This is a genomic window from Pseudomonas taiwanensis (assembly GCF_013393345.1).
In the GTDB taxonomy this organism is placed as follows: Bacteria; Pseudomonadota; Gammaproteobacteria; order Pseudomonadales; family Pseudomonadaceae; genus Metapseudomonas; species Metapseudomonas resinovorans_C.
The window spans coordinates 1-23,373 of sequence record NZ_QJRF01000029.1 but is presented as its reverse complement, the minus strand read 5'-3'; the positions used below and the strand labels follow the sequence as shown (position 1 = coordinate 23,373).

At 62.1% G+C, this 23,373-nt stretch carries 21 protein-coding genes; 15 read left to right on the top strand and 6 right to left on the bottom strand.

From position 1 onward, the window contains the following. Positions 1-10: 10 nt before the first annotated feature. Entirely contained in the window at positions 11-2,308 is a 2,298-nt protein-coding gene (locus tag DM872_RS00890) for a TonB-dependent hemoglobin/transferrin/lactoferrin family receptor (protein ID WP_179057693.1), read from the bottom strand. A gap of 225 nt (positions 2,309-2,533) precedes the next feature. Here DM872_RS00890 and DM872_RS00885 point away from each other — a divergent pair, with 225 nt between their 5' ends. From DM872_RS00885 to DM872_RS00860, 6 genes are all read left to right on the top strand, one after another. Next, complete coding sequence (locus tag DM872_RS00885; RefSeq protein ID WP_179057692.1) at positions 2,534-3,241, top strand: energy transducer TonB; 708 nt, start codon at positions 2,534-2,536, stop codon at positions 3,239-3,241. Positions 3,242-3,258: 17 nt separating this feature from the next. Further along, positions 3,259-4,323, top strand: coding sequence for a hemin-degrading factor (locus DM872_RS00880; RefSeq protein ID WP_179057691.1), 1,065 nt, complete (start codon positions 3,259-3,261; stop codon positions 4,321-4,323). 99 nt (positions 4,324-4,422) lie between these two features. Continuing rightward, positions 4,423-5,322, top strand: a complete 900-nt coding sequence (locus DM872_RS00875; RefSeq protein ID WP_179057690.1) for a heme/hemin ABC transporter substrate-binding protein — start codon at positions 4,423-4,425, stop codon at positions 5,320-5,322. Further along, positions 5,319-6,356 (top strand): FecCD family ABC transporter permease, encoded by a 1,038-nt coding sequence (locus DM872_RS00870; protein ID WP_256873263.1) that lies wholly within the window; start codon positions 5,319-5,321, stop codon positions 6,354-6,356. Before DM872_RS00875 ends, DM872_RS00870 begins: the two co-directional genes overlap by 4 nt. After that, a complete protein-coding gene (locus tag DM872_RS00865; RefSeq protein WP_179057689.1) occupies positions 6,356-7,123 on the top strand; it encodes a heme ABC transporter ATP-binding protein in 768 nt (255 codons plus the stop codon). The genes DM872_RS00870 and DM872_RS00865 overlap by 1 nt, the downstream gene beginning before the upstream one ends. 18 nt (positions 7,124-7,141) lie before the next feature. Continuing rightward, a complete protein-coding gene (locus tag DM872_RS00860; protein WP_179057688.1) occupies positions 7,142-8,026 on the top strand; it encodes a ChaN family lipoprotein in 885 nt (294 codons plus the stop codon). A 453-nt stretch (positions 8,027-8,479) separates the two neighbouring features. Here DM872_RS00860 and DM872_RS00855 read toward each other — a convergent pair whose 3' ends face one another. The 3 genes from DM872_RS00855 to DM872_RS00845 all read right to left on the bottom strand — a co-directional run bounded on the left by DM872_RS00855 (position 8,480) and on the right by DM872_RS00845 (position 11,482). Further along, on the bottom strand, positions 8,480-9,280 hold the full coding sequence (locus DM872_RS00855; RefSeq protein WP_179057687.1) for a cyclic nucleotide-binding domain-containing protein: 801 nt from the start codon (positions 9,278-9,280) through the stop codon (positions 8,480-8,482). A gap of 105 nt (positions 9,281-9,385) precedes the next feature. Next, positions 9,386-9,658 carry a TfoX/Sxy family protein gene (locus tag DM872_RS00850; protein WP_179057686.1) on the bottom strand — a complete coding sequence of 91 codons (273 nt, stop codon included), beginning with the start codon at positions 9,656-9,658 and terminating at the stop codon, positions 9,386-9,388. 264 nt (positions 9,659-9,922) lie between these two features. Next, positions 9,923-11,482 carry a bifunctional aminoglycoside phosphotransferase/ATP-binding protein gene (locus DM872_RS00845; protein WP_179057685.1) on the bottom strand — a complete coding sequence of 520 codons (1,560 nt, stop codon included), beginning with the start codon at positions 11,480-11,482 and terminating at the stop codon, positions 9,923-9,925. A 115-nt stretch (positions 11,483-11,597) separates the two neighbouring features. On the opposite strand from DM872_RS00845, the gene mrcB reads away from it, so the two are divergent. The 3 genes from mrcB to DM872_RS00830 are packed head-to-tail and all read left to right on the top strand — an operon-like array spanning position 11,598 to position 15,026. Beyond that, the gene (gene mrcB, locus DM872_RS00840) at positions 11,598-13,916 is read left to right on the top strand and encodes a penicillin-binding protein 1B (protein WP_077522933.1); all 2,319 of its coding nucleotides are present in this window, start codon (positions 11,598-11,600) and stop codon (positions 13,914-13,916) included. A 16-nt stretch (positions 13,917-13,932) separates the two neighbouring features. Beyond that, a complete protein-coding gene (locus DM872_RS00835; protein ID WP_179057684.1) occupies positions 13,933-14,697 on the top strand; it encodes a tetratricopeptide repeat protein in 765 nt (254 codons plus the stop codon). Then, positions 14,697-15,026, top strand: a complete 330-nt coding sequence (locus DM872_RS00830) for a YqcC family protein (RefSeq protein WP_179057683.1) — start codon at positions 14,697-14,699, stop codon at positions 15,024-15,026. Before DM872_RS00835 ends, DM872_RS00830 begins: the two co-directional genes overlap by 1 nt. Positions 15,027-15,035: 9 nt before the next feature. On the opposite strand, the gene DM872_RS00825 is transcribed toward DM872_RS00830, so the two are convergent. Next, on the bottom strand, positions 15,036-15,494 hold the full coding sequence (locus DM872_RS00825; RefSeq protein ID WP_179057682.1) for a DUF4124 domain-containing protein: 459 nt from the start codon (positions 15,492-15,494) through the stop codon (positions 15,036-15,038). Between the two features lie 409 nt (positions 15,495-15,903). Between DM872_RS00825 and DM872_RS00820 the strand changes: the two genes are divergently transcribed. Together DM872_RS00820 and ilvN are read left to right on the top strand one after the other, a co-directional pair. Beyond that, on the top strand, positions 15,904-17,628 hold the full coding sequence (locus tag DM872_RS00820; RefSeq protein ID WP_179057681.1) for an acetolactate synthase 3 large subunit: 1,725 nt from the start codon (positions 15,904-15,906) through the stop codon (positions 17,626-17,628). Between the two features lie 2 nt (positions 17,629-17,630). Beyond that, positions 17,631-18,122, top strand: coding sequence for an acetolactate synthase small subunit (gene ilvN, locus DM872_RS00815; protein WP_028630051.1), 492 nt, complete (start codon positions 17,631-17,633; stop codon positions 18,120-18,122). Between the two features lie 50 nt (positions 18,123-18,172). On the opposite strand, the gene ilvY is transcribed toward ilvN, so the two are convergent. Continuing rightward, on the bottom strand, positions 18,173-19,054 hold the full coding sequence (ilvY, locus tag DM872_RS00810; RefSeq protein ID WP_179057680.1) for an HTH-type transcriptional activator IlvY: 882 nt from the start codon (positions 19,052-19,054) through the stop codon (positions 18,173-18,175). 83 nt (positions 19,055-19,137) lie between these two features. Here ilvY and ilvC point away from each other — a divergent pair, with 83 nt between their 5' ends. The 4 genes from ilvC to msrQ all read left to right on the top strand — a co-directional run bounded on the left by ilvC (position 19,138) and on the right by msrQ (position 22,853). Continuing rightward, positions 19,138-20,196 carry a ketol-acid reductoisomerase gene (gene ilvC / locus DM872_RS00805; protein ID WP_265093677.1) on the top strand — a complete coding sequence of 353 codons (1,059 nt, stop codon included), beginning with the start codon at positions 19,138-19,140 and terminating at the stop codon, positions 20,194-20,196. 144 nt (positions 20,197-20,340) lie between these two features. Further along, on the top strand, positions 20,341-21,156 hold the full coding sequence (gene pssA, locus DM872_RS00800; RefSeq protein WP_077522940.1) for a CDP-diacylglycerol--serine O-phosphatidyltransferase: 816 nt from the start codon (positions 20,341-20,343) through the stop codon (positions 21,154-21,156). Positions 21,157-21,216: 60 nt separating this feature from the next. Next, positions 21,217-22,221: a protein-methionine-sulfoxide reductase catalytic subunit MsrP gene (gene msrP, locus DM872_RS00795; RefSeq protein WP_179057679.1), complete on the top strand. Its 1,005-nt coding sequence runs from the start codon at positions 21,217-21,219 to the stop codon at positions 22,219-22,221. Beyond that, positions 22,221-22,853 (top strand): protein-methionine-sulfoxide reductase heme-binding subunit MsrQ, encoded by a 633-nt coding sequence (gene msrQ, locus DM872_RS00790; RefSeq protein WP_179057678.1) that lies wholly within the window; start codon positions 22,221-22,223, stop codon positions 22,851-22,853. Before msrP ends, msrQ begins: the two co-directional genes overlap by 1 nt. Positions 22,854-23,373: the final 520 nt, after the last annotated feature.

The following is a 23,373-nucleotide window of genomic DNA, read 5'->3' as shown; positions in this document are numbered from 1 at the left end:
TTGAAAGGCGTCAGATTTCCCAGACCAGGTTGACCGAGGCGTTGCGGCCCGGTTGGGTGTAACGGCCCAGGCTGCGGCTGTTGGCGTCCAGGCCCTGGACGTCGCCCCACTGCCAGTATTCCTTGTCGGTCAGGTTGAACAGGCCGGCGTTGACCGAGAAGGCATCGGTGACCTGCCACCAGGTGTTCAGGTCCAGGGTCCCGTAGCCGGGTGTTGCGAACTGCTCGGTGATGCGCAAGCTGGCGTTGTTCGTCTGGTCGATGCGGTCCTTGCCCTTGACCAGGGTCCAGGCCAGTTCGCCGCCGAACTTGCCGGTCGGCTCGGCATAACCCAGGCCAATGACGGCCTTGAGCGGGTCGATGCTGTTGATCGGCTCGCCGGTTTCCTCGTTCTTGCCGCGTGCATAGGCAATGGACCCGATCAGGCGAGTACCGGTGGGCAGGCCGAACTGATTGAGGAACAACTCCCCCTTCGCCTCGGCGCCACGAATGGTCACCTTGTTCAGGTTCTGCGACTGGAAAGTGAGCAGGTTGTTGCCGGTCGGGTCGGGGATGGTCACCTGATCGATGAAGTCCTCGTAGCGGTTGTAGAACAGCGCCACGCCGAAGCTGCCGGTGTCGTACTTGCCGCGCAGGCCCACTTCATAGCTGTCGCTGGTTTCCGGCTTCAGGCTGGTATTGGCGATGGTCTGGTAGCCCATCCCGGCGTTGACGAACTCACCGAAGATATCCACAGGCTCTGGTGCCTTGAAGCCGGCGGCGTACTGGCCGTAGAGGCTGTGGGCGTCGTCCAGGCGGTAGGTGACCCCCAGCTTGGGCGACAGTTGGTTGTCGCTGAAGTCCGAAGGATTGCGGTTCACCGGATTGCTGTTCAGGTATTCCGCGGTCACGTCGGGCTTGAGCTCGTAGTAGTCGTAGCGCAGGCCTGGCAGCAGGGTCCAGCGGCCAATCTCGATGCTGTCCTGGACGAACAGGGCGTATTCGTGGGTGACTGGATCGGGGAAGTCGCTCAGCGGGAAGGTTTCCGCGCCGAAAGCCGGCGGCAGGGGCTGGCCGGTGCTGACGCGAATCTCGTTGCCCTTGCGCAGGTCGCTGCTTTCCAGGCGCTTGAGGTCGACGCCGTAGATCAGGTGGTGCTGGGTCGCGCCGACAGCGAAATGCTTGTCGAGTTGGCTGTTCAGCGACCAGAGCTTTTCCTCGTAGGTCGAGTCGCGGGTACGCAGGCGTTCGAAGGCCGACGCCGGCGGTACCGGGTTGCGGTTGAAGGCCACCCAGCTGTAGCGGCTCTGATCGGTCTGCTGGCGAATCTTGCTGTCCTGATGGTTGAGCTGCCATTTCAACTGATCGGCGAAGACGGTATCCAGCTCCAGCTGGTGTTCCAGACTGATGCGCTCACGGTCGGTGCTGTCGGTGGCGTTGCTCGCCGCGATCAGGGCGTTGCTGAACATGCCGCCGCCGAGCGAAGTGGACGTCAGGGTCGAGGCTTCGCTGAGCACGCGGGTGTCCACGTCGTCATGGAAACTCTCGTAGCTCAGTTGCAGGCGATCGTTGCCCGCATAGTTCCAGCCGATCTTGGCCAGCAGGTTGTCGGTGGTGAAGTCCTGGGGGTTGGCTTCCTCGCGGCCGGCACCGGTGCCGCCACGGCCGCCGAAGGTCTCGACTTCGTCGCCGCTGCGACGGCCCAGATGAAGCACGCCATCCACCACGCCCTGGCGACCGGCGAAGGTGGCGCTGCGCAGCCAGCTGTTGTCGGCGCTGCTGTAGCCGGACTTGAGACGGGCGTAGGCGTCATCGCCTTCGTCCAGATAATCGGCGGCGTCCTTGGTCAGGAAGCTCACCGCACCGCCGATGGCATCGCTGCCGTACAGCGAGGAGGCCGGGCCGCGGATGATTTCCACCTGCTTGACGATATCCGGGTCGATGTAATTGCGCTGGGCATTCAGGAAGGGGCCGAAGTTGAAGGCGTCCGGCACGGACACGCCATCCACCTGGGTCAGCACGCGGTTGCCGCCGATGCCGCGGATGGTGAAACCGGACAGGCCGAAGCGGCTGCCGGCCCCACTCACCGAAACCCCCGGCTCGTAACGCACCAGGTCGCGAATGTTGTTCACGTTCTTCTGGTCGATGTCGCGCTCGGTCTGCACCGACACCGTGCTGGGAACCTCATCGAGGCGCTGCTCGCTGCGGGTAGCCGTCACGGTCATGGTGTCGAACTGGGTGGCGGCCTTTTCGGCAGCCAGGACGAGAGAAGGGCAGAGCAACATCAGAGCAAGCCCGGATCGACGGGCAAAGGGCGGACGCAGCGGCATGGGAGGCTCCCGGTAACAAGGGCGTACCAGCAGCCGACATGAGTTCGCCAGAGGATTTCCGGCGTCCTGGCATCCGTTTCCAGCGATATGTCCGCTTTTTCCGGGTTTTTTCTGTCAGGTCTTACTGGTGATCGCAGGTTGATATCGGCGCAGAACCATAATGACGTTGACAGTCAAATGCAAATAATAATCAAATGAATTCGTATTGATTATTGGTCGGTCTCGATGCCGCGCTTCCTGCCCAGCTTCGCTCTTGTTCTGGCTCTGCACCTTGGTGTGGGCTGGCTGCTGCATGGGCTCCGAGCAGAGCCGGGCGCGGCCGTGCGAGCTCCCGAGGCGATGCTGATTCAGCTGGTGAGTCCGGAACCTGCCCCCGTAAAAGCCTCTGCTCCGGCGATGCAGCCGGCGCTCCCGACCAGGCCGACTCAGCCGGTAAAGGTCGAACGGCCGGCGCCCAAGCCCGTGGTGGCGAGCAAGCCCCGCCCGGCTCCTGCCAAACCCGTCGTGCCGGCCGAGTCCACAAAAGCTAAGACCGATGCGCCGACCAAACCGCAGGCCGTTGCGGCCAGCGCGGCGCCAAGTCGTCCTGCGCAGGCAGCCGCCGCCAGTGCACCTGCGGCAGCGTCCAAACCGATTGCCACTGAAGTTTTCAGTCGTGAGCCGTCGTTCCTCACGCCGCCCAAGCCCCCCATTTATCCGGCCCAGGCCAAGCGTCGTAATCAGCAGGGCCTTGTGCTGGTCGAGGTGCGGCTTGATGAGAAAGGTCTGCTTCGAGAGATACGGCTCCTGCGCTCCTCCGGCGTCGAGAGCCTGGATAGATCCGCCTTGGATGCGGTAGCCGCGTGGCGCTTCCGCCCCGAAACCCAGAACGGCCAGCTTGTGCCTAGCCGCGTGCACATCCCCATTGAGTTCGCCCTTTCGGCGAGTCGCTGAATCACAAGGAGCTTCAGATGAGCTTGCAAACTTCGACCACCAGCCCGGTTTCCCCCCTTTACCAGGCGTGGCAGACACTGCGTTCCGAGCAGCCTCGCCTGCGCGCACGTGACGCCGCCCAGCGCCTGTCCGTGAGCGAGGCCGAACTGACCGCCAGCCGCCTTGGCGTCGATACCGTGCGCCTGCGCCCCGACTGGGCCGTTCTGCTGCCTGCCCTGGGCGAGTTGGGCTACATCATGGCGCTGACCCGCAACGAGCATTGCGTGCATGAGCGCAAGGGCTATTACCGCGAAGTCTCGGTCATGGCCAACGGCCAGATGGGCCTGGTGGTCTCCGCCGACATCGACCTGCGTCTTTTCATGGGTGGCTGGGCGAGCGTGTTCGCGGTGGCTGAGGAAACCCCGCGTGGTACCCAGCGCAGCGTGCAGATCTTCGATCAGCAAGGCACCGCCGTGCATAAAGTCTTCCTCACCGGCGACAGTGATCTGGCCGCTTGGGAGCCGCTGGTGGAGCGCTTCCGCGCTGAAGAACAGAGCGACGAGCTCGATCTCCGGCCGCAGCCTGAGCCGGTACAGGCCAAGCCCGATGCCGAGATCAATGTCGACGCCCTGCGTGAAGGCTGGGCCGCCCTGAAAGACACCCACCACTTCTTCGCCCTGCTGAAAAAACACGGTGCCGAGCGCACCCAGGCACTGCGCCTGGCTGGTACCCAATGGGCGGAACAACTGGATACCGCTGAGCTGCCGCGCCTGATGGAAGAAGCCGGTGCCCGTGAAGTACCGATCATGGTGTTCGTAGGCAACCGCCACTGCATCCAGATCCACAGCGGTACCGTCAGCAACCTGAAGTGGCTGGATACCTGGTTCAATGTGCTCGATCCGGAATTCAACCTGCACCTGCAGACAGCCGGTGTGACTGAGCTGTGGCGCGTGCGCAAGCCCAGTACCGATGGCGTGATCACCAGCTGGGAGGCCTTCGATGCCGAAGGGCAGTTGGTCGTGCAATTGTTCGGCGCGCGCAAACCCGGTATTCCTGAGCGTGAGGACTGGCGGGCACTGGCGGAAACCGCGCCGGCGCTCTGAGGTCGAGCAGCCAGGGGCGCGCTGCGCCCCGATCCAGGCCAACGCCCTGTGAAAACAGGGCGTTGGCGTTTCCCGCATTCAGCGATGGAGTTGTTTTCGATGCGTCTAGTTGTCGGTCTGGCCAGCCTTTGCGCAGGCATCCTGTTTTCTCACCAGGCCGCTGCGGCCGAAGCGCTGCCCCAGCGCTGGGTCAGCGCCGGTGGTTCCGTCAGTGAGTGGGTCGTGGTCCTGGGTGGCCAGGCCAAGCTCGTGGGCGTGGATACCACCAGCCAGCATCCCGAGTCACTGAAGAACCTTCCCAGCATCGGTTACCAGCGGCAGCTGGCGGCGGAGGGGATTCTCTCGCTACGTCCCGACGTCCTGGTCGGTACCGAGGAAATGGGGCCGCCGCCGGTGCTGGCGCAGATCACGGCCGCTGGGGTGCGCATCGAGCGCCTGGCGTCCACGCCCGACCTCGCCACCCTTGAAAAGAACCTCAAACTGATCGGCGCCTTGCTGGGCGACGAAGCCCGTGCCGGGCGGGCCCTTGCCGACTATCGTCTGCGGCTGCAGAGACAGGCTGACTGGATTGCCCAGGCGCAGCAGGTGCAGAAAGCGCCGCGCGTACTGTTCCTGCTGGGGCATTCCGGAAGCACACCGATGGCCGGCGGCAAGGACACGGCTGCCGCGTGGCTGATCGAACGTGCCGGTGGGCAGAATCTCACTGACCATCAGGGTTACAAGGCAATTTCCAATGAAGCGCTGGCCGCGCTGGACCCGGACGTCGTGGTGATCGCCGATCGCCGTCTGGAAGGCGATGCCGCTCGCGAGGCGCTGCTCAAGCAGAATCCGGCCCTGGCCGCGACCCGCGCCGCCCGCGAGGGTCGCCTGCTCAGCCTCGATCCGACACTGCTGGTGGGAGGACTGGGTCCGCGCCTGCCTGATGGCATGGCTGCGCTTTCCGCAGGCTTCTATCCTTCGGCTCCGGCCCTGACCGAGAAAAGCCCGAGCCAGCCATGACCGCGTCTGTCGCTTCCCGTCCATTGTTCATCGCGCTGGGCGTACTGCTGTTCCTGGCGCTCTGGTTGTCGCTGGCGCTGGGGCCGGTCAGCTTGCCCCTGGGTGAAACCCTGCGTGCAGCCCTGCGCATGGCGGGCCTGCCGTTCTCCGCCCAGGGTCTTGAGCAGGCCGAACTGATCGTTGGGCAGATTCGCCTGCCACGTACCCTGCTCGGGTTGGCGGTGGGTGCGGTGCTGGCCTTGTCCGGCGTCGCCATGCAGGGGCTGTTCCGCAACCCGCTGGCGGACCCCGGTCTGGTGGGGGTGTCCAGTGGTGCCGCATTGGGTGGCGCCGCCGCCATTGTTGGAGGCGCCGCACTGGGCGGATTGCCGGACGCATTCGCGCCCTATCTGCTGTCCATCTGCGCCTTTGCTGGTGGCCTTGGGGTGACGGTGCTGGTCTATCGACTGGGGCGCCGCGACGGTCAGACCAGCGTGGCCACCATGCTGCTCGCGGGCATCGCCCTTACGGCGTTGGCCGGTGCGGTGATCGGCCTGTTCACCTACCTGGCCGACGACGCCACCCTGCGCAGCCTGACCTTCTGGAACATGGGCAGCCTCAACGGTGCCAGCTATTCGCGGCTATGGCCGCTGCTGATCGTCACCCTGTTCGTCATCATCTGGCTTCCACGTCGGGCCAAGGCACTCAATGCCATGTTGTTGGGCGAATCAGAGGCTCGTCACCTGGGGTTCGACGTGGAACGCCTGAAGCGCGAGCTGGTGTTCTGTACCGCGCTCGGTGTGGGCGCCTCAGTGGCGGCGGCCGGCCTGATCGGCTTCATCGGCCTGGTGGTGCCGCACCTGGTACGCCTGGTTTCCGGTCCTGATCACCGAATCCTGCTGCCCGCGTCGGCATTGGCCGGGGCCAGCCTGATGCTGCTGGCGGATCTGGCCGCACGCCTGGTGCTGGCGCCGGCGGAATTGCCCATCGGTATCGTCACGGCGCTCATCGGCGCGCCGTTCTTCCTTTATCTGCTGGTGCGAGGTCGTAGCTGATGCTGCGCGTTGAACAACTGGACGTGCTGCGCGGCGGCAAGCAAGTGCTGACGGGCGTCGATCTGGAACTGCAACCCGGCGAGGTGCTGGGCGTGCTCGGGCCCAACGGGGCAGGCAAGAGCACCCTGCTCGCGGCCTTGTGCGGCGAGGTGTCGCCTGCAGGCGGGGATGTCAGCCTCGATGGCCGTGCGCTGGCCGAGTGGAACGGTCCGCAGCGTGCACGGCGCCTTGCAGTGTTGCCGCAAAGCTCCACGCTGAGCTTCGCGTTTCGCGTCGAAGAGGTCGTGGCCATGGGGCGCATGCCTCACGACACCGGACGAGAACGCGATGCCGAGGTCGTGGCGCAGGCGCTGGAGGCGGCGGATGCCAGCCATCTTGCCGGCCGCAGCTATGTGGCGCTTTCCGGGGGCGAGCGTCAGCGCGTGCACCTGGCCCGGGTGCTGGCGCAACTCTGGCCGGGGAAAGCCGGGCAGATACTGTTGCTCGACGAACCCACTTCGGCGCTCGATCCCTTGCACCAGCACATCACCCTGCAGGCCGTGCGTGCCTTCGCCGAGCGCGGGGTAGCGGTGCTGGTGATCCTCCATGACCTGAATCTGGCCGCGCGTTACTGCGATCGCCTGCTGTTGCTCGCCGATGGTCGACCGCATGTGCTGGGCTCGCCGGAGCAGGTGCTTCAGGCGGAACCACTCAAGGCCGTCTTCGGCCTGGAGGTGCTGGTGCAGCGCCATCCGGAGCGGGGCCATCCCCTGATTGTTGCTCGCTGAATCAAACAAGGACTTTCCATGCGTGTTTTCCTGCTTTTCTTCTGCAGCCTGCTGGCTGCCTGTCAGACCCTTCCACCACCGCCAGCCTGGCAGAGCCCCGAGGGGCGCGATCGACCGGAGCTGGGTGAAATCCGTGACCTGCGCACCGGGGAGCTTCTGACGCCGGAGCAACTGGTCGAACGGCTCGCTGCCCAGCCGCGCGTGCTGGTTGGCGAGCAGCATGACAATCCGGATCACCATGCCCTGCAGCTTTGGCTGCTGCAGGCCCTTGAGAGTCGCCGTGATCAGGGCAGCCTGTTGCTGGAGATGCTTGAGCCCGAACAGCAGGCCAAGGTGGATGCTGTGCGCCGTGGGCCGATGCCCAGTGACCTGCCCCAGGCGCTGGCTTGGCAGAAGAACTGGAACTGGGAGTTATACGGGCCGATTGTCCACCATGCGCTGACGCAGCCTTATCCGCTTCTGGCGGCCAACCTCGACCGCAGCGAGATCAAGCGCATCTACAAGGAGCGCCCGGTTCTGCAGGGCAAGCTGTCCACCGCTGAGTCCGTGCGTGAACCGTTGCTGGAGCAGATCCGCGATTCGCATTGCGGCATGCTCCCGGGATCGCAGATGCCAGCGATGTTAGCCGTGCAGCAACAGCGTGACCGCCGCATGGCCGAGCGGCTATTGGCGGCACCGGCCCCGGCGATGCTGTTCGCCGGTGCTTTCCACGTGCGTCGCGACCTGGGCGTGCCCCTGCACCTGGCGGATCTGGGCAAGGCTGATGGCAATGCCGTGCTGATCCTCTCCGAGGTGGGCAAGCCGGTGGAGCAGGGTGCAGCCGACTATGTCTGGTACACCGCGGCGCTTGCCCCTATCGATCACTGCGCCAACCTGAAGAAGCAGATGGCTCCGGCGCGCTGAGGCACGCCGGATGAAAATCGCGGGCAAAAAAAGACCCGGCAATTTGCCGGGTCAAAAACCGTGATTAGCCTGATGAGGAGATAACCTGAAGAGTCCGACTGCTTGGAATCTCAGCTTACCGGCTGATCTCGCGATCAGTTGTGCCAATAATAACGATTATCATTACCGAGTCAAGCGCCGATTCCGACTTTTCTTCATCCGTTGATTCCATAAGCAGAAACCCCGGCCTGTGCCGTAATACTGTTCAGTTAGCCCCGCCCACGAGGTGTCCCTGTTGTTGTAGGAGCGAGCTTGCTCGCGAAGCTTTCCGGGATATCGCCCATTCGCCAGCAAGCTGGCTCCTACAGCGTTTCCCCGCTGCAGAAACCAAGAACGCCGCTCACCCGGTAAGGGATTAGCGGCGTTCTTATGTGAACAGCATTACGGCCTGTGCCGGGGTTTCTGTTGTCTGGATCAGTTTCGCTCGGGGGATAGCCGAAGCTGGGTGACTTCCTTGTTCAGCAGGTCGATGCGGCGCGCCATGCTCTCGATGAGGCTGTGGGCGATCCGCGGATTGCTCTGCATCAGGCTGAGGAACTGCTCCTTGGGGATCACCATCACGGTGCAGGCCTCGCTGGCCACTACCGTGGCGCTGCGGCGTTCACGGGTGAACACGGCCATGGCGCCGAAGATTTCATCCTTCTGCACGTCGCCGACCTTTTGCCCATCGACGAAGGCTTCCGCATGGCCTTCGATGATGATGAAGACGTGGTCAGCTTCGTCGCCCTGGTGAATCAGCTCCTCGCCCGCGGAGAAGTGCTGGAAGCCGGTGGATGGGCGTACGTCCGGTTGCTTCAGGCGCGCCACGGCATCCGAGAGCAGGGCGGTATGACCCACCAGGTACTGGATGAACAGTTCCTGGCGCTTCTCGTTGCCATAAATGTGCTTGAACACTTCGCTGCGGCTGAACGGCAGCAGGCTGATGGGCTCGTCGCTGCTGTAGCGGCAGGAGGGAAGGTCGATGCCTTGGCGCAGGCCGATCAGGTCACCCTCCTGGAGATAGAAAAGCGGGCGCTCGTCGACGATGGCATGGATCAGGCCGTTCTCGATCAGGAACAGCTGGTTGCCGGGCATCAGCGGTGACAGGTCTTCGATCTGCTCCAGGCGTAGTGCGGGGCCGCTGGGTTCCAGCCCGTCGAGCAGCTGCCCGGGGATGCTTTGCAGTCTGTTGATCAGCTGATCGGCGTAGGCCGGTTGCTCCCCAAGTAGGTACATGGCAGTAATTCCTTGAACTGTCTGGAATGGCATCGCACACGAAGGTCCCTGAAACAATAGGGACCTCGGGCCGGCTCGTAAATCTCTCTTGATGGAGGTTGTGAGCTAGCTCTTGTTGTGGGCGACTGGAGTATCCAGCTGATGGTTCAGTTCTGCCTTGTGGCCAGGGGGCAGGTCGTTCCAGTGGATGTCCAGCAGGGCACCCTCGATGGCATAGAGCAGAACCTTGGACGCCCGGAAGCCTCGTGCCCGAACGGCTTTGTAGGCACCGACAGCGCCAAGCCTGCGCAAATCGGAAGCGCTGTGGATGCCGACGGCATGCAGCCACTGTGCAGAAGTCTTGCCCAGATTCTTCATGTGTTGCAGTTCGTCGTTCATCGAGCCTCCTTGCGATGGAATGGCACGAGAGGAGCAGGGCCTATGGATAAGTGTAGCGGCCATTCTTGGGGCGTGGCCTTGTGCTATCGCTCAATCCTCGTGCGCTCCCTGCACGGAATACGATCACTGCTGACGATAGGGCGGGCGCAGGCTTCAACTGTCTGCACGGGTAATCGGCGGGGAAGTTCCGGCTACCGGCTGAGTGCGACCCAGCCGGCAGTATAGAAGCCGCGACGGATGTTGCCCGGCGCGGCGAGGGGGCGGTCAGACGCCCGGCAGGTGTTGGCGGATGAGTTCCACCAGGCCATCGAGGCTGGCGGGCTGATCAGTGTCGATCCGTTTGCTTTGTGCCTGCTCGATGGTATCCAGCGGTTCGCGGCTGGCCAGTTGGGCGCGCACCACATCCATGGTGGCGTCAGACGGGTCGTTGCCTTCGGCCCGACGCTGCTCCAGCCAGGCTTCGATCACCGCTTCCGGCGCGTGGCAGTCGAGGATCAGGAACGGTGTGCCGGTCTCTTCGGCAACCTGGCGGGCAGCCTTGCGTTGGTCCTGTTTCAGGAAGGTGGCGTCCATCACTACCGGGAAGCCGGCATGCAGGATCACGCGCGCCAGTTCGTTGAGGCGTTCGTAGGTCGCCTTGCTCGCGTCAGCGTTATAGATGCCGTCCTGCAGCCCTTGCGCACCGGCTGGCTGTTCACCGAACAGGCGCTTGCGCTCAACGTCCGAACGCAGGCGAATGGCGCCCAGGGACTCCACAAGGCGCAGCGCGACGTGGCTCTTGCCGGAACCGGACACGCCACTGGTGATGGCCAGGAAGGGTGACGGGATGGCGCTGTAGCTTTCCGCGAGGCCCGCATAGTTGCGGTACTGGCGAACAGTGGCGGCCTTTTGCACGGCATCGTCCTGGTGAGCCAGGCTGAACAGGGCGATCTTGGCGCGAACCAGCGCGCGGTAGGCCTTGTAGAAGTTGAGCAGCTCCAGTCCCTCGTAGTCGCCGCTGTGTTCCAGATACTGGCTGACCAGGCGGCGGGAAAGGGACTTGAGGCCGCGGTCTTCCAGGTCCATGGCGATGAAGGCGATGTCGGCGTAGACGTCCGTGAAGCGGAAGGGTTCGTTGAACTCGATGCAGTCGAAGAGCACAACTTCGCCGTCGATCAGCGTCGCGTTGCCGAGATGGATATCACCGTGACACTCGCGAATGAAGCCTTCCTGCTTGCGTCGCACGAGCAGGGGCTTGAGGCGCTCGTGGCTGCTTTCGGCCCAGGCCTCGAGCGCATCCAGTTGTTGCAGGTCGGCCTTGTCGCTGAGCAGCGGGCGGATCTGCTCGAAGTTCTGGCGGACGGGCATCATCACTGCATCAGCAGTGCCCAGCGGGTGTTCGAGGGCTACTTTCGGTGCGGCCAGGTGGAAGCTGGCGATCTGCCCGGCCAGTGCGTCGACATGGGCGGGGGTCAGCTCGCCGCGAGCCTGCAATGCGCTGAGCAGGTTTTCCTGGGGGAACTGGCGCATCTTCAGCACGTACTCGATGGCCGCGCCGTCGCCATTGATTTGCGGGGCCTCGATGCTACCGGTGATCGGCAGGACTTCCAGATAGAGATCGCGGGTCAGGCGCTGGTTGAGGCGCAGTTCTTCCTCGCAGAAGTGCCGGCGGCCTTCGAGGTCGGTGAAGTCGAGGAAGCCGAAATTCACCGGCTTTTTCACCTTGTAGACGTAACTTCCGGTCAGCAGCACCCAGGAGATGTGCGTCTCGATGACCTGGAACCCGTCCACCGAGTGGGGGTAGAGGGCGGGATTCTGCAGGGCGGCTATCAGGGACTGGCTCACGGGCATTCCTTGTTCTGTCGCTGTGGAAGGGCGGCATTATCGCCTCTACAGGCGGCCCTGCAAACCGTCAGGGCGTGCCTGTTGGCTGTGGATAAAGTGCGTATAATGCGCCGCCATGACTCGTCCCCGATCCCCCAAATCCCGCTCTAAACGCCGTTCCAGCGGCCTTCGCCCCTGGTTGGGCTGGGCCGTCAAACTGGGCCTCGTAGGCCTGGTAGTGCTGGCCGGTTTCGCCATCTATCTCGACGCCGTGGTGCAGGAGAAATTCTCCGGCAAACGCTGGACAGTGCCGGCGAAGGTGTATGCCCGTCCGCTGGAGCTGTTCGTTGGCCTGAAACTGTCCAAGGACGATTTCCTGAAGGAACTCGACGCCCTGGGCTACCGGCGCGAGAGCGTGTCCAACGGCCCGGGCGCCGCCGCCGTTTCCGGCAGTACCGTAGACCTCAACACCCGTGGCTTCCAGTTCTACGAAGGTGCCGAGCCGGCGCAGCGGGTGCGTGTGCGCTTTTCCGGCGACTATGTGGCGGGCCTGAGCCAGGCAAGCGGCGCTGATCTCGCCGTGACTCGCCTGGAACCGCTGCTGATCGGCGGGCTGTATCCCGCCCATCATGAAGACCGTGTGCTGATCAAGCTGGATCAGGTACCGGCCTATATGGTGGAAACCCTGGTGGCGACGGAGGACCGCGAGTTCTTCAATCACCACGGCGTTTCCCTCAAGTCCATTGCCCGTGCCTTCTGGATCAACGCCACGGCCGGTGAGCTGCGCCAGGGCGGCAGTACCCTGACGCAGCAGCTGGTGAAGAACTTCTACCTGACCAGCGAGCGCAGCATTTCCCGCAAGGCCACCGAGGCCATGATGGCGGTACTGCTGGAGCTGCATTACGACAAGCGCGAAATCCTCGAGGCCTACCTGAACGAGGTGTTCCTCGGCCAGGACGGCCAGCGTGCCATCCATGGCTTCGGCCTCGCCAGCCAGTACTTCTTCAGCCAGCCCCTGGCCGAACTGAAGGTGGACCAGATCGCGTTGCTGGTCGGAATGGTCAAGGGGCCGTCCTACTACAACCCCCGTCGATTCCCGGAGCGAGCGCTGGAGCGCCGCAATCTGGTGATCGATCTACTTGCCGAGCAGAGCGTCATCACGCCTGCCGAAGCTGCTGCAGCCAAAGCGAAGCCCCTGGGCGTGAGCAAGCGCGGCAGCTTGGCGGACAGCTCCTACCCGGCCTTCCTCGATCTGGTGAAACGCCAGCTGCGCCAGGATTACCGCGAAGAGGACCTGACCGAAGAAGGTCTGCGCATCTTCACCAGTTTCGATCCCATCCTGCAGTCCAAGGCGGAAACCTCGCTGGACGAAACCTTGAAACGCCTGGCAGGGCGCAAGGGCGTGGATCAGGTGGAATCGGCCATGGTCGTGAGCAATCCGGAAACCGGTGAGATCCAGGCACTGATCGGCAGCCGCCAACCGCGCTTCGCCGGTTTCAACCGCGCCGTGGATGCAGTGCGCCCCATCGGCTCGCTGATCAAGCCGGCGATCTACCTCACCGCACTGGAGCGTCCGAGCCAGTACACCCTGACCAGTTGGGTGGCTGACGAACCCTTCTCGGTGAAAGGGCAGGACGGACAGGTATGGCGTCCGCAGAACTACGATCGCCGTGCCCACGGGACTATTTACCTCTATCAGGGGCTGGCCAATTCCTACAACTTGTCGACTGCCAAGCTGGGTCTGGAACTGGGTGTGCCCAATGTGCTCAAAACTCTCGAGAGGCTGGGTGTATCTCGTGAGTGGCCGGCTTATCCGTCGATGTTGCTTGGCGCCGGTGCGTTGAGTCCGATGGAAGTGGCGACCATGTACCAGACACTGGCCAATGGGGGCTTCAATACGCCGTTGCGGGCGATCCGCAGCGTGTTGACTGCCGAGGGCGAACCGCTCAAGCGTTACCCCTTCCAGATCCAGCAACGCTTCGATCCGGGTGCCATCTACCTGGTGCAGAACGCCATGCAACGTGTGATGCGTGAAGGTACGGCGCGCTCGGTGTACAGCCAGTTGCCGTCATCCCTGACCCTCGCGGGCAAGACCGGCACGACGAATGATTCGCGTGACAGCTGGTTTGCGGGCTTCAGCCAGGATCTGCTGGCCGTGGTCTGGCTGGGGCGCGACGACAATGGCAAGACACCGCTGACGGGGGCCACAGGCGCACTGCAGGTGTGGACCAGCTTCATGCGCAAGGCCGATCCGCTGCCCCTGGATATGCCGATGCCGGATAACGTGACTCAGGCATGGATTGATCCGCACAGCGGCCAGGGCTCTGACCAGAGCTGCCCAGGCGCAGTCCAGATGCCGTACATTCGTGGCAGCGAACCCGCACCAGGCGCACCCTGCGGCCTGGGAGCACCCGTGGACTCGGTGATGGACTGGGTTCGCGGTTGGATGCAATGAACCGAGAGGACGAAACGTGAGTAAAGCCTGGATTCCCGCCCTTGCGGCAGCCGCCTTGCTGGCCGGTTGCTCTACCCCGCAGCGAGGCGCCATTCCCGTGGTCGACTCCGGCGCGCCCCTGTCCGAACTGGAGCAGGGAACCTCCAACCGCGGTGGCTACAAGCAGGCACCTGCGGCGCCTCGCAGCATTCCCGAAGATTCCGGCGTGGTAGTGATGGTGCCGGGCGCCAGTTCCGGCGCGCCCATTACCGCACCGGCATCCAGTGCGCCTATCAGCGGCAGTATCACCAGCGGCGGTATTACTCCCGGTCCCATTACAGGTGGTCCGGCTGCCACAGCGCCCAGCGCCCCCATTACGGGTTCCAGCAATTACACCGTTCCCAGCTACAGTGCTCCCGCACCCAGCGCTCCGACCGGCATCCCCAGCAATGCGGGCGGTCTGGCGGCCGACGAACAGCTTGACGGTCCGGTGCTGGCGCTGCTGACCACCGCCCAGCAGCAACAGGGTGGTGGCGACCTCAATGGCGCCGCTGCCAGCCTGGAGCGTGCGCAGCGCATCGCGCCCCGTGAACCGCAAGTGCTCTATCGACTGGCCGAAGTGCGCCTTGCCCAGGGCGATGCCGCCCAGGCCGAACAATTCGCCCGTCGTGCGCTGACCTACGCCAATGGCCGTCCGGCCATGCAGGCCAGCCTGTGGGATCTGATCGCACGCTCCCGCGATCGCCAGGGCGACCCGTCCGGTGCCGCGCTTGCGCGTAACAAGGCGAAGGTCAATCTCTGATGGACCCGCGCTGCGTCGAACTGGCCGATCAGCTCCTGTTCATCGAGCGGGAGCTGCGTGCCCTGGATTGGTGGGAGGAAACGCCACCCAGCGCGGAGGCTCTGGCGAGCCAGACCCCGTTCTGTGTCGATACCCTGGCGTTTGAGCAATGGCTTCAGTGGATCTTCCTGCCGCGCATGAAGCTCATTATCGAGAATGACCTGGAGCTGCCGCATGCGTCGGGGATCCGCGCCATGGCGGAAGAGGTTTACCGGGGGCGGCTCGTCGAAGTGGCCAAGCTGCTCGACGCCATCGGGGCGTTCGACCAGTTGATAGGTGGGGCGAACTGAGGCAGTGCCTCAGTTGCAGTTGTCGCCGATCGCCTTCTCGGCTTCTTTGATGCGGGACTGGCGCTCTTCCTCGGTCAGCCGCTGAACTTCCCCGTTGACCTCGGCACGCAGGCGCGGGTTGTTCTGAAGTTGCGCCAGGTTGGTGCGGATGGTGTCGCAGTACTTGCGACGCTCCGCTTCCTGGGTCGCGACATCCGCCTTCACCTTCTCATCGATGGCTTTCTGATCGCCCACCGGTTTGCTCTCCGGGAGTGGGGCCGCAGGCTGGCTGGTTTCGCTATCCGGACTCGGCAGGCTGGGGCGCGGTTTCGGTACCGAGGTGTTCACGCTGGTGGCCTGCTGGCCTTCCGGCGGCTGTGCGCCAAAGTGGGTGACACCCTGGGCGTCGACCCATTTGTAGACCTGGCCGGCCATGGCGGACGAGCTCAGTGCCAGCAGCAGGCTGCCGGCGAAAATCATGCGGTGCATGCGGTTTCCTTCTGGTGGCGGAGAATCCTCCGCTAACTATAACCAAAAGCTACCTGTCCTGATCCTGCGTCGCGTCACAGCAATCCATGCAAGATTCCGCAACGGATTACTTGACTTGTAGTGTAGTAATCCGAAGAATCCAGGGTTCGCTATTCCAGTGGGCCGGCCGCAAGTCGGAAGCTGTAGTAGTCGATGAGGTGCACACCCGCGCCGACCTGTAACACCCGCAACGCGTTACCTCGCGCTGGGTGGGAAAGCCCCGCAACAACTCTCAGGGGCCGACCCAATGCTTGTTCAGTCAGTAGCTGACGTAGTCGGCGACCACCAGTCGCTCACGCGCTGATTGCAGGCAAACCTAATCAGGCTGTCCGGTCGCGGGCGGTTATCTGGCGTTCTAGAGGTGAAAAACGTGGAGCTTTTATCTGGCGCTGAAATGGTCGTCCGCTCGCTGCGTGACGAAGGCGTTAAGTACATTTACGGGTACCCGGGTGGTGCCCTCCTGCATATCTACGATGCCCTGTTCAAAGAAAATGAAGTGACCCATATCCTGGTCCGTCATGAACAGGCTGCTACCCATATGGCTGACGGCTACGCCCGCGCCACCGGCAAACCCGGTGTTGTGCTGGTGACGTCCGGCCCGGGTGCGACCAACGCCGTTACGGGCATCGCCACCGCCTACATGGACTCCATCCCGATGGTGATCCTGTCTGGCCAGGTGCCGAGCAACATGGTCGGCACCGATGCCTTCCAGGAAACCGACATGGTCGGTATCTCCCGCCCGATCGTGAAGCACAGCTTCATCATCAAGCATCCCTCGGAAATCCCCGAGGTGATCAAGAAGGCGTTCTACATTGCTCAGTCCGGCCGCCCCGGCCCGGTTGTCGTCGACATTCCGAAGGACATGGGCGATCCGACCCAGAAGTTCGAATACAGCTACCCGAAGAAGGTCAAGCTGCGTTCCTACAGCCCTGCAGTTCGCGGCCACTCCGGCCAGATCCGCAAGGCTGCCGAGATGCTGCTGGCAGCCAAGCGCCCGATCCTCTATGCAGGCGGTGGCGTGATCATGGGCAACGCATCCGAGCAGCTCACCGAGCTGGCCAAGATGCTCAACCTGCCGGTCACCAACACCCTGATGGGCCTGGGCGCCTTCCCGGGCAGTGATCGCCAGTTCGTCGGCATGCTCGGCATGCACGGTAGCTATACCGCCAACCTGGCGATGCACCATTCCGATGTGATCCTGGCCGTCGGCGCGCGCTTCGATGACCGCGTCATCAACGGCGCAGCCAAGTTCTGCCCGAACGCCAAGATCATCCATATCGACATCGACCCGGCTTCGATCTCCAAGACCATCAAGGCCGACATCCCGATCGTGGGGCCGGTCGACAGCGTGCTGTCCGAGATGGTCGCCATCCTCAAGGAAATCGGCGAAACCCCGAACAAGGAAACCGTCGCTGCCTGGTGGAAGCAGGTCGAGGAGTGGCGCGCTGGCGGTGATCTGTTCCCCTACGACAAGGGCGACGGCAGCATCATCAAGCCGCAGACCGTGATCGAGACCTTGTGGGAAGTGACCAAAGGCGATGCCTACGTCACCTCCGACGTGGGCCAGCACCAGATGTTCGCGGCGCAGTACTACCGCTTCAACAAGCCCAATCGCTGGATCAACTCCGGCGGCCTGGGCACCATGGGCTTCGGTTTCCCCGCAGCCATGGGCATCAAGCTGAGCTTCCCGGAAACCGACGTCGCCTGCGTGACCGGTGAGGGCAGTATCCAGATGAACATCCAGGAGCTGTCCACCTGCCTGCAGTACGACCTGCCGGTGAAGATCATCAACCTCAACAACGGTGCGCTCGGCATGGTCCGCCAATGGCAGGACATGCAGTACAACAGCCGTTACTCGCACTCCTACATGGAATCGCTGCCTGACTTCGTCAAGCTGGCCGAGGCCTACGGCCACGTCGGCATTCGCGTGACTGATCCGAAGGATCTGAAGGCGAAGATGGAAGAAGCGTTCTCGCTGAAAAACCGCCTGGTGTTCCTCGATATCCAGGTCGACTCCAGCGAGCACGTCTACCCGATGCAGATTCGGGATGGCGCCATGCGCGACATGTGGCTGAGCAAGACGGAGCGGACCTGAACATGCGACACATCATTTCCCTGCTGCTTGAGAACGAGCCGGGCGCTCTGTCCCGCGTGGTCGGCCTCTTCTCCCAGCGCAACTACAACATCGAAAGCCTGACGGTTGCTCCGACCGAGGACCCGACTCTGTCGCGTCTGACCCTGACCACCATCGGCCACGATGAGGTGATCGAGCAGATCACCAAGAACCTCAACAAGCTGATCGAAGTGGTCAAACTGGTGAACTTGTCGGAGAGCGCTCACATCGAGCGCGAGTTGATGCTGGTCAAGGTCAAGGCCACCGGTGCTCAGCGTGCTGAGGTCAAGCGCACCACCGACATCTTCCGCGGCCAGATCGTCGACGTGACTTCCAGCGTCTACACGATCCAGCTGGCGGGCACGAGCGACAAGCTGGACAGCTTCATCCAAGCGATCGGTACCAGCTCGATCCTGGAAACCGTACGCAGTGGCGTCACCGGGATTTCCCGTGGCGACAAAGTGCTGACGATCTGATCGCAGTCATGAAAAACCCCGCCTGGTGCGGGGTTTTTTTTGCCCGGATTTTACTGGCGGCGATTCCAGAAGGCTGCGATCAGCGGGTCTTTGAGACGTTTTTCCAGGGCGAACAGGCCGATATCGTAAGGGGCCAATGGCGGCTGGATGTCGTAGATGCGGATGCGGGCGGTCAGTGGGCTGTTGTCGAGCACGATCTGCGGCGCCACGCCGATACCAAATCCCAGGCTCACCATGCTGACGATGGCCTCGTTGCCGCTCACCTGGGCATAGATGCGCGGCTTGATGCCGTGATTTTTCAGCCAGCGGTCGGTCCGGGTCCGGGCCAGGCCTTCTTCCGAAAGAATCATCGGTACGTCCTTCCAGCTCTGCGCTGTGGGCTGCCTGAGTTGTTCGTCTGTCAGCAGTTGTGGTGACTGTGGGCCAATGAAGCGCAGCTCCGAGCGGGTAATCGACTGGAAGTCGACACCGGCTGGCAGGTTGTCGGGGCGGGCTCCGATGGCAAGATCCTCCTGCCCTTGTTGCACCCGCTCGACGGCCTTTGCAGGGTCACCGGTGTGCAACTTCATTTCGATGCGGGGGTAGTCCTGGCGGAAGCTGCTCAGGATGTCGTAGAGGAAGCTGTAGCTCGCCGTTACCGAGCAATACAGGGAGAGTTCGCCGTGCAGGTCCAATTGGTCCTGCATGAGTCGCTGGCGGATGGCATGCCAGCCGTTCATGACCTCGCTCGCGTATTCGCGGAACTGCCGCCCCTCGCGGGTCAGCTGAACCGAGCGACTGTCGCGTACGAACAGTGGTGCGCCAAGTTCGTCCTCGAGTTGCTTGATGCTGCGACTGAGCGCGGAGGGGCTGACATGCTGCTCGCGGCTGGTTTTGCCGAAGTGCAGGTTGTCTGCCAGGGAAAGAAAGAGCCTGAGGGAGTGGTTGTCCATGAGTGTTTCATATTCCGGCACATTGCGTTGCGAATATATCATTTTACGCAATGGAGCAGATCGCTTAATGTGCCCTTGTCGCGGTGCATGCACCCCATCCCTTTCGCTATAAAAGAGTCAGGAACATGAAAGTTTATTACGACAAAGACTGTGACCTCTCCATCATCCAGGGCAAGAAAGTTGCCATCATCGGTTACGGTTCCCAGGGCCACGCCCACGCGTGCAACCTGAAAGATTCCGGTGTTGACGTGACTGTCGGCCTGCGCGCCGGTTCCGCCACCGTTGCCAAGGCCGAGGCCCATGGCTTGACCGTCAAGAGCGTGCCGGAAGCCGTTGCTGCCGCTGACCTGGTAATGATCCTGACCCCGGACGAGTTCCAGTCCAAGCTGTACAAGGAAGAAGTCGAGCCGAACCTGAAGAAGGGTGCCACCCTGGCCTTCGCCCACGGCTTCGCCATCCACTACAACCAGGTTGTACCGCGCGCTGACCTCGACGTGATCATGATCGCGCCGAAAGCTCCGGGCCACACCGTTCGCTCCGAGTTCGTGAAAGGCGGCGGTATCCCTGACCTGGTAGCTATTTACCAGGACGCTTCCGGCAACGCCAAGAACGTAGCCCTGTCCTACGCTTGCGGCGTGGGCGGCGGCCGTACCGGCATCATCGAAACCACCTTCAAGGACGAGACTGAAACCGACCTGTTCGGCGAGCAGGCTGTTCTGTGCGGCGGTTGCGTTGAGCTGGTGAAAGCCGGTTTCGAAACCCTGGTCGAAGCTGGCTACGCGCCGGAAATGGCCTACTTCGAGTGCCTGCACGAGCTGAAGCTGATCGTCGACCTCATGTACGAAGGCGGCATCGCCAACATGAACTACTCGATCTCCAACAACGCCGAGTACGGTGAGTACGTAACCGGTCCGGAAGTCATCAACGCCGAATCCCGTCAGGCCATGCGCAACGCTCTGAAGCGCATCCAGGATGGCGAATACGCCAAGATGTTCATCCAGGAAGGTGCTTCGAACTACGCTTCGATGACTGCCTACCGCCGCAACAACGCTGCTCACCCGATCGAGCAGGTTGGCGAGCGTCTGCGCGCGATGATGCCGTGGATCTCCGCCAACAAGATCGTCGACAAGACCAAGAACTAAGGTCTTTTCCGATCCCCAAAGAACGCGGCCTTGGCCGCGTTCTTTCGTTATGGTTGTACTGTTCTGGTATAAAGCCTGTTTGCCGGGCGGCGCGTTCAAACGAGTCGCCTACCACCCCTTGAATTCGCTGCAAGGATGTTGTTCATGAGTGAACGCCCCGAAGAACCGCATCAGGCCCCCGAAGACGACAGCCTGCTGCCCATCGACGAACATGTCGAGGAAGGCCAGGACGCTGAGGGCCGTAAAGTTCGGCATCGCGGCATCTACCTGCTGCCCAACCTGTTCACCACCGCGAATCTGTTCGCCGGGTTCTATGCCATCATCAATGCCATGAGCGGCAACTTCTCGGTGGCGGCTGCCACTATCTTCGTTGCCATGGTGCTGGACAGCCTCGATGGACGAGTTGCGCGCCTGACCAACACCCAGAGCGCCTTCGGGGCCGAGTACGACTCGTTGTCGGACATGGTCGCTTTCGGTGTCGCTCCGGCGTTGCTGGCGTTCGAGTGGGCACTGAGTGGTCTGGGCAGTGTCGGCCTTACCGTGGCCTTCATATACGTCGCCGGTGCCGCTCTGCGTCTGGCTCGCTTCAATACCCAGATTGGCAAGGTGGACAAGCGTTTCTTCATCGGTCTCGCCAGTCCTGCTGCGGCCGGGGTGGTCGCGGGTACGGTCTGGGCCTTCAGCGATTTCGGCATCAAGGGTTCGAACATGTCGTTCATCGTGGCCCTGCTGGTTGCCCTTGCCGGCATGCTGATGGTGAGCAACATCAAGTTCTACAGCTTCAAGGACCTGGACCTGAAAGGTCGCGTGCCCTTCGTGGCCATCCTGGTCGTTGTGCTGGCCTTTGCGGTGGTCTTCAGCGACCCGCCGCGTATTCTCCTGCTGATCTTCCTGGCTTACGCCGCGTCCGGGCCGGTGCAATACTTGCTCCAGCTGCGTCGTCGCAAGCAAGTCGAGTGATGTAATTTCTTCGCGGCTCCGCAGTCCATTGGGCATCCCAGCCCGAATTGCGGAGCCGCCATGCTGATCCAGATCCCACCTTCCTCTGCGTGCCGCGAGCACGAAGTCACGCCTGAATCCGTCTACCTCTCCCGACGTCAGTTGATAGCCGCTGCCGGCGGGTTTGCCGCAATGGCCGCATTGCCCGGTCATTCCCTGGCCGCATCGACCTACCCCGATGTCGAATCAGTCCAGGGTCCGGCCTGGTTCAACGAAAAGCTGGCGGGTACCCATTGGCGGGCGGTTACTCCGGGTAGCGAATCGATCACGCCCTTTCAGGATGCGACCCACTACAACAACTTCTATGAATTCGGAACCAACAAGGGGGATCCGGCGCGCCATGCGGAGAGGATGCAGCTCGAGCCATGGACTGTGCATATAGAGGGTGAAGTGGCCAAGCCAGGTACTTACTCGATAGAGGATCTGGTGAAGCCTCATGGGCTGGAGGAGCGCATCTATCGACTCCGGTGCGTGGAAGCCTGGTCCATGGTGATTCCCTGGCTCGGCTTCCCCTTGGCGGATTTGCTGAAGCGAGTCGAACCTACCAGTAATGCCAAGTACGTCAGCTTCGAAACCCGGCTCGCACCAGATGAGATGGCCGGCGTACGCTCCGGGTTCTCCCTTATCGATTGGCCTTATGTGGAAGGATTGCGGCTGGACGAGGCTATGCATCCGCTAACCATTCTGGCCGTGGGAATGTATGGGCGCGTCTTGCCGAATCAGAACGGTGCACCGCTTCGATTGGTGGTGCCCTGGAAGTACGGCTTCAAGAGCATCAAGTCGATCGTGCGAATCAGCTTGGTCAGCGAGCAGCCACCTACGACATGGCAATCCATCGCTCCGGAGGAATATGGCTTCTATTCCAACGTCAATCCTGAGGTGGATCATCCTCGCTGGAGTCAGGCTCATGAGCGAAGACTTCCCAGTGGGCTGTTCAGCCCGAATATCGTGCCGACGCGCATGTTCAATGGCTATGACGAAGTGGCCAGCCTCTATGTCGGGTTGGATCTGAGGAAGTACTACTGATGCGATTCAAGCTTTGGCGATTGTTCGTGTTCCTGGTAGCGCCGATCCCTGTGGGGCTGTGGCTTTATCAGGCCTGGATATTTGCTCTGGGTCCCGACCCGGGCAAGGTGCTCGTTGACCGTCTGGGGTTGGCGGCGCTCTGGTTGCTGCTTATCACCTTGTCCATGACGCCGCTGCAGAAGCTGACCGGCTGGGGAGGGTGGATTGCGGCTCGTCGCCAACTGGGGCTTTGGTGCTTCACCTATGTGGTGCTGCACATCACCGGTTATGCCGTCTTCCTCCTTGGCCTGGACATGCAGCAGCTCCTGATCGACCTGGGCAAGCGCCCCTATATATTCGTGGGTGCCTTGGGGTTCAGCGGTTTGCTTGCGCTCGCTGTAACGTCCAATCGCTTCAGCATCCGTCGGCTGGGCAAGCGTTGGAAGCAATTGCACAGGCTGGTTTACGCCATCCTGGCCATCGCATTGCTGCATATGCTTTGGGTTGTCCGTGCCGATATGGCCGAGTGGGCCGGCTACGCGCTTGTCGGCGCCGCCTTGATGTTGCTGAGACTCCCATTGGTAGAGCGCTGGTTGCCCAGGGTATTTGCAACTTTCAGGCGAAATGACAAAAAGGTTTCAATTAAGTGTTGACGGCAGATTCTGCATCCCTATAATGCGCACCTCTCCCAGCGACGAAGCAGAGAAAGAGCTTGAAAATCAAGCACTTAACTGATTGGAAGCGCGCGGGGAGTGGTGATCGGTTGGTGGTGGTAGTGCTGGCCGCTTCAGTCTTCCGAAAGGAGTGAATGAAGGTGATCATCGAGGTGTTGACAGCGAGTTTGAACGCTGTAGAATGCGCCTCCCGCTGACGAGAAGAGTGAATCGGATCGGAAGCGCAAGCGGTTGAGTAGAAAAGAGATTTTCGAAAAACAGCTTGACAGTAAGAAAGGCTGCTGTAGAATGCGCGGCCTCGGTTGAGACGAAAGGCTTGATCGAAACGCTCTTTAACAACTGAATCAAGCAATTCGTGTGGGTGCTTGTGAGGTAAGACTGATAGTCAACTGATTATCAGCATCACAAGTAACACTCGTGAATTCGAGAGTTTATTTGCGATTGCTGAGCCAAGTTTAGGGTTTTCTCAAAACCCAAGCAGTATTGAACTGAAGAGTTT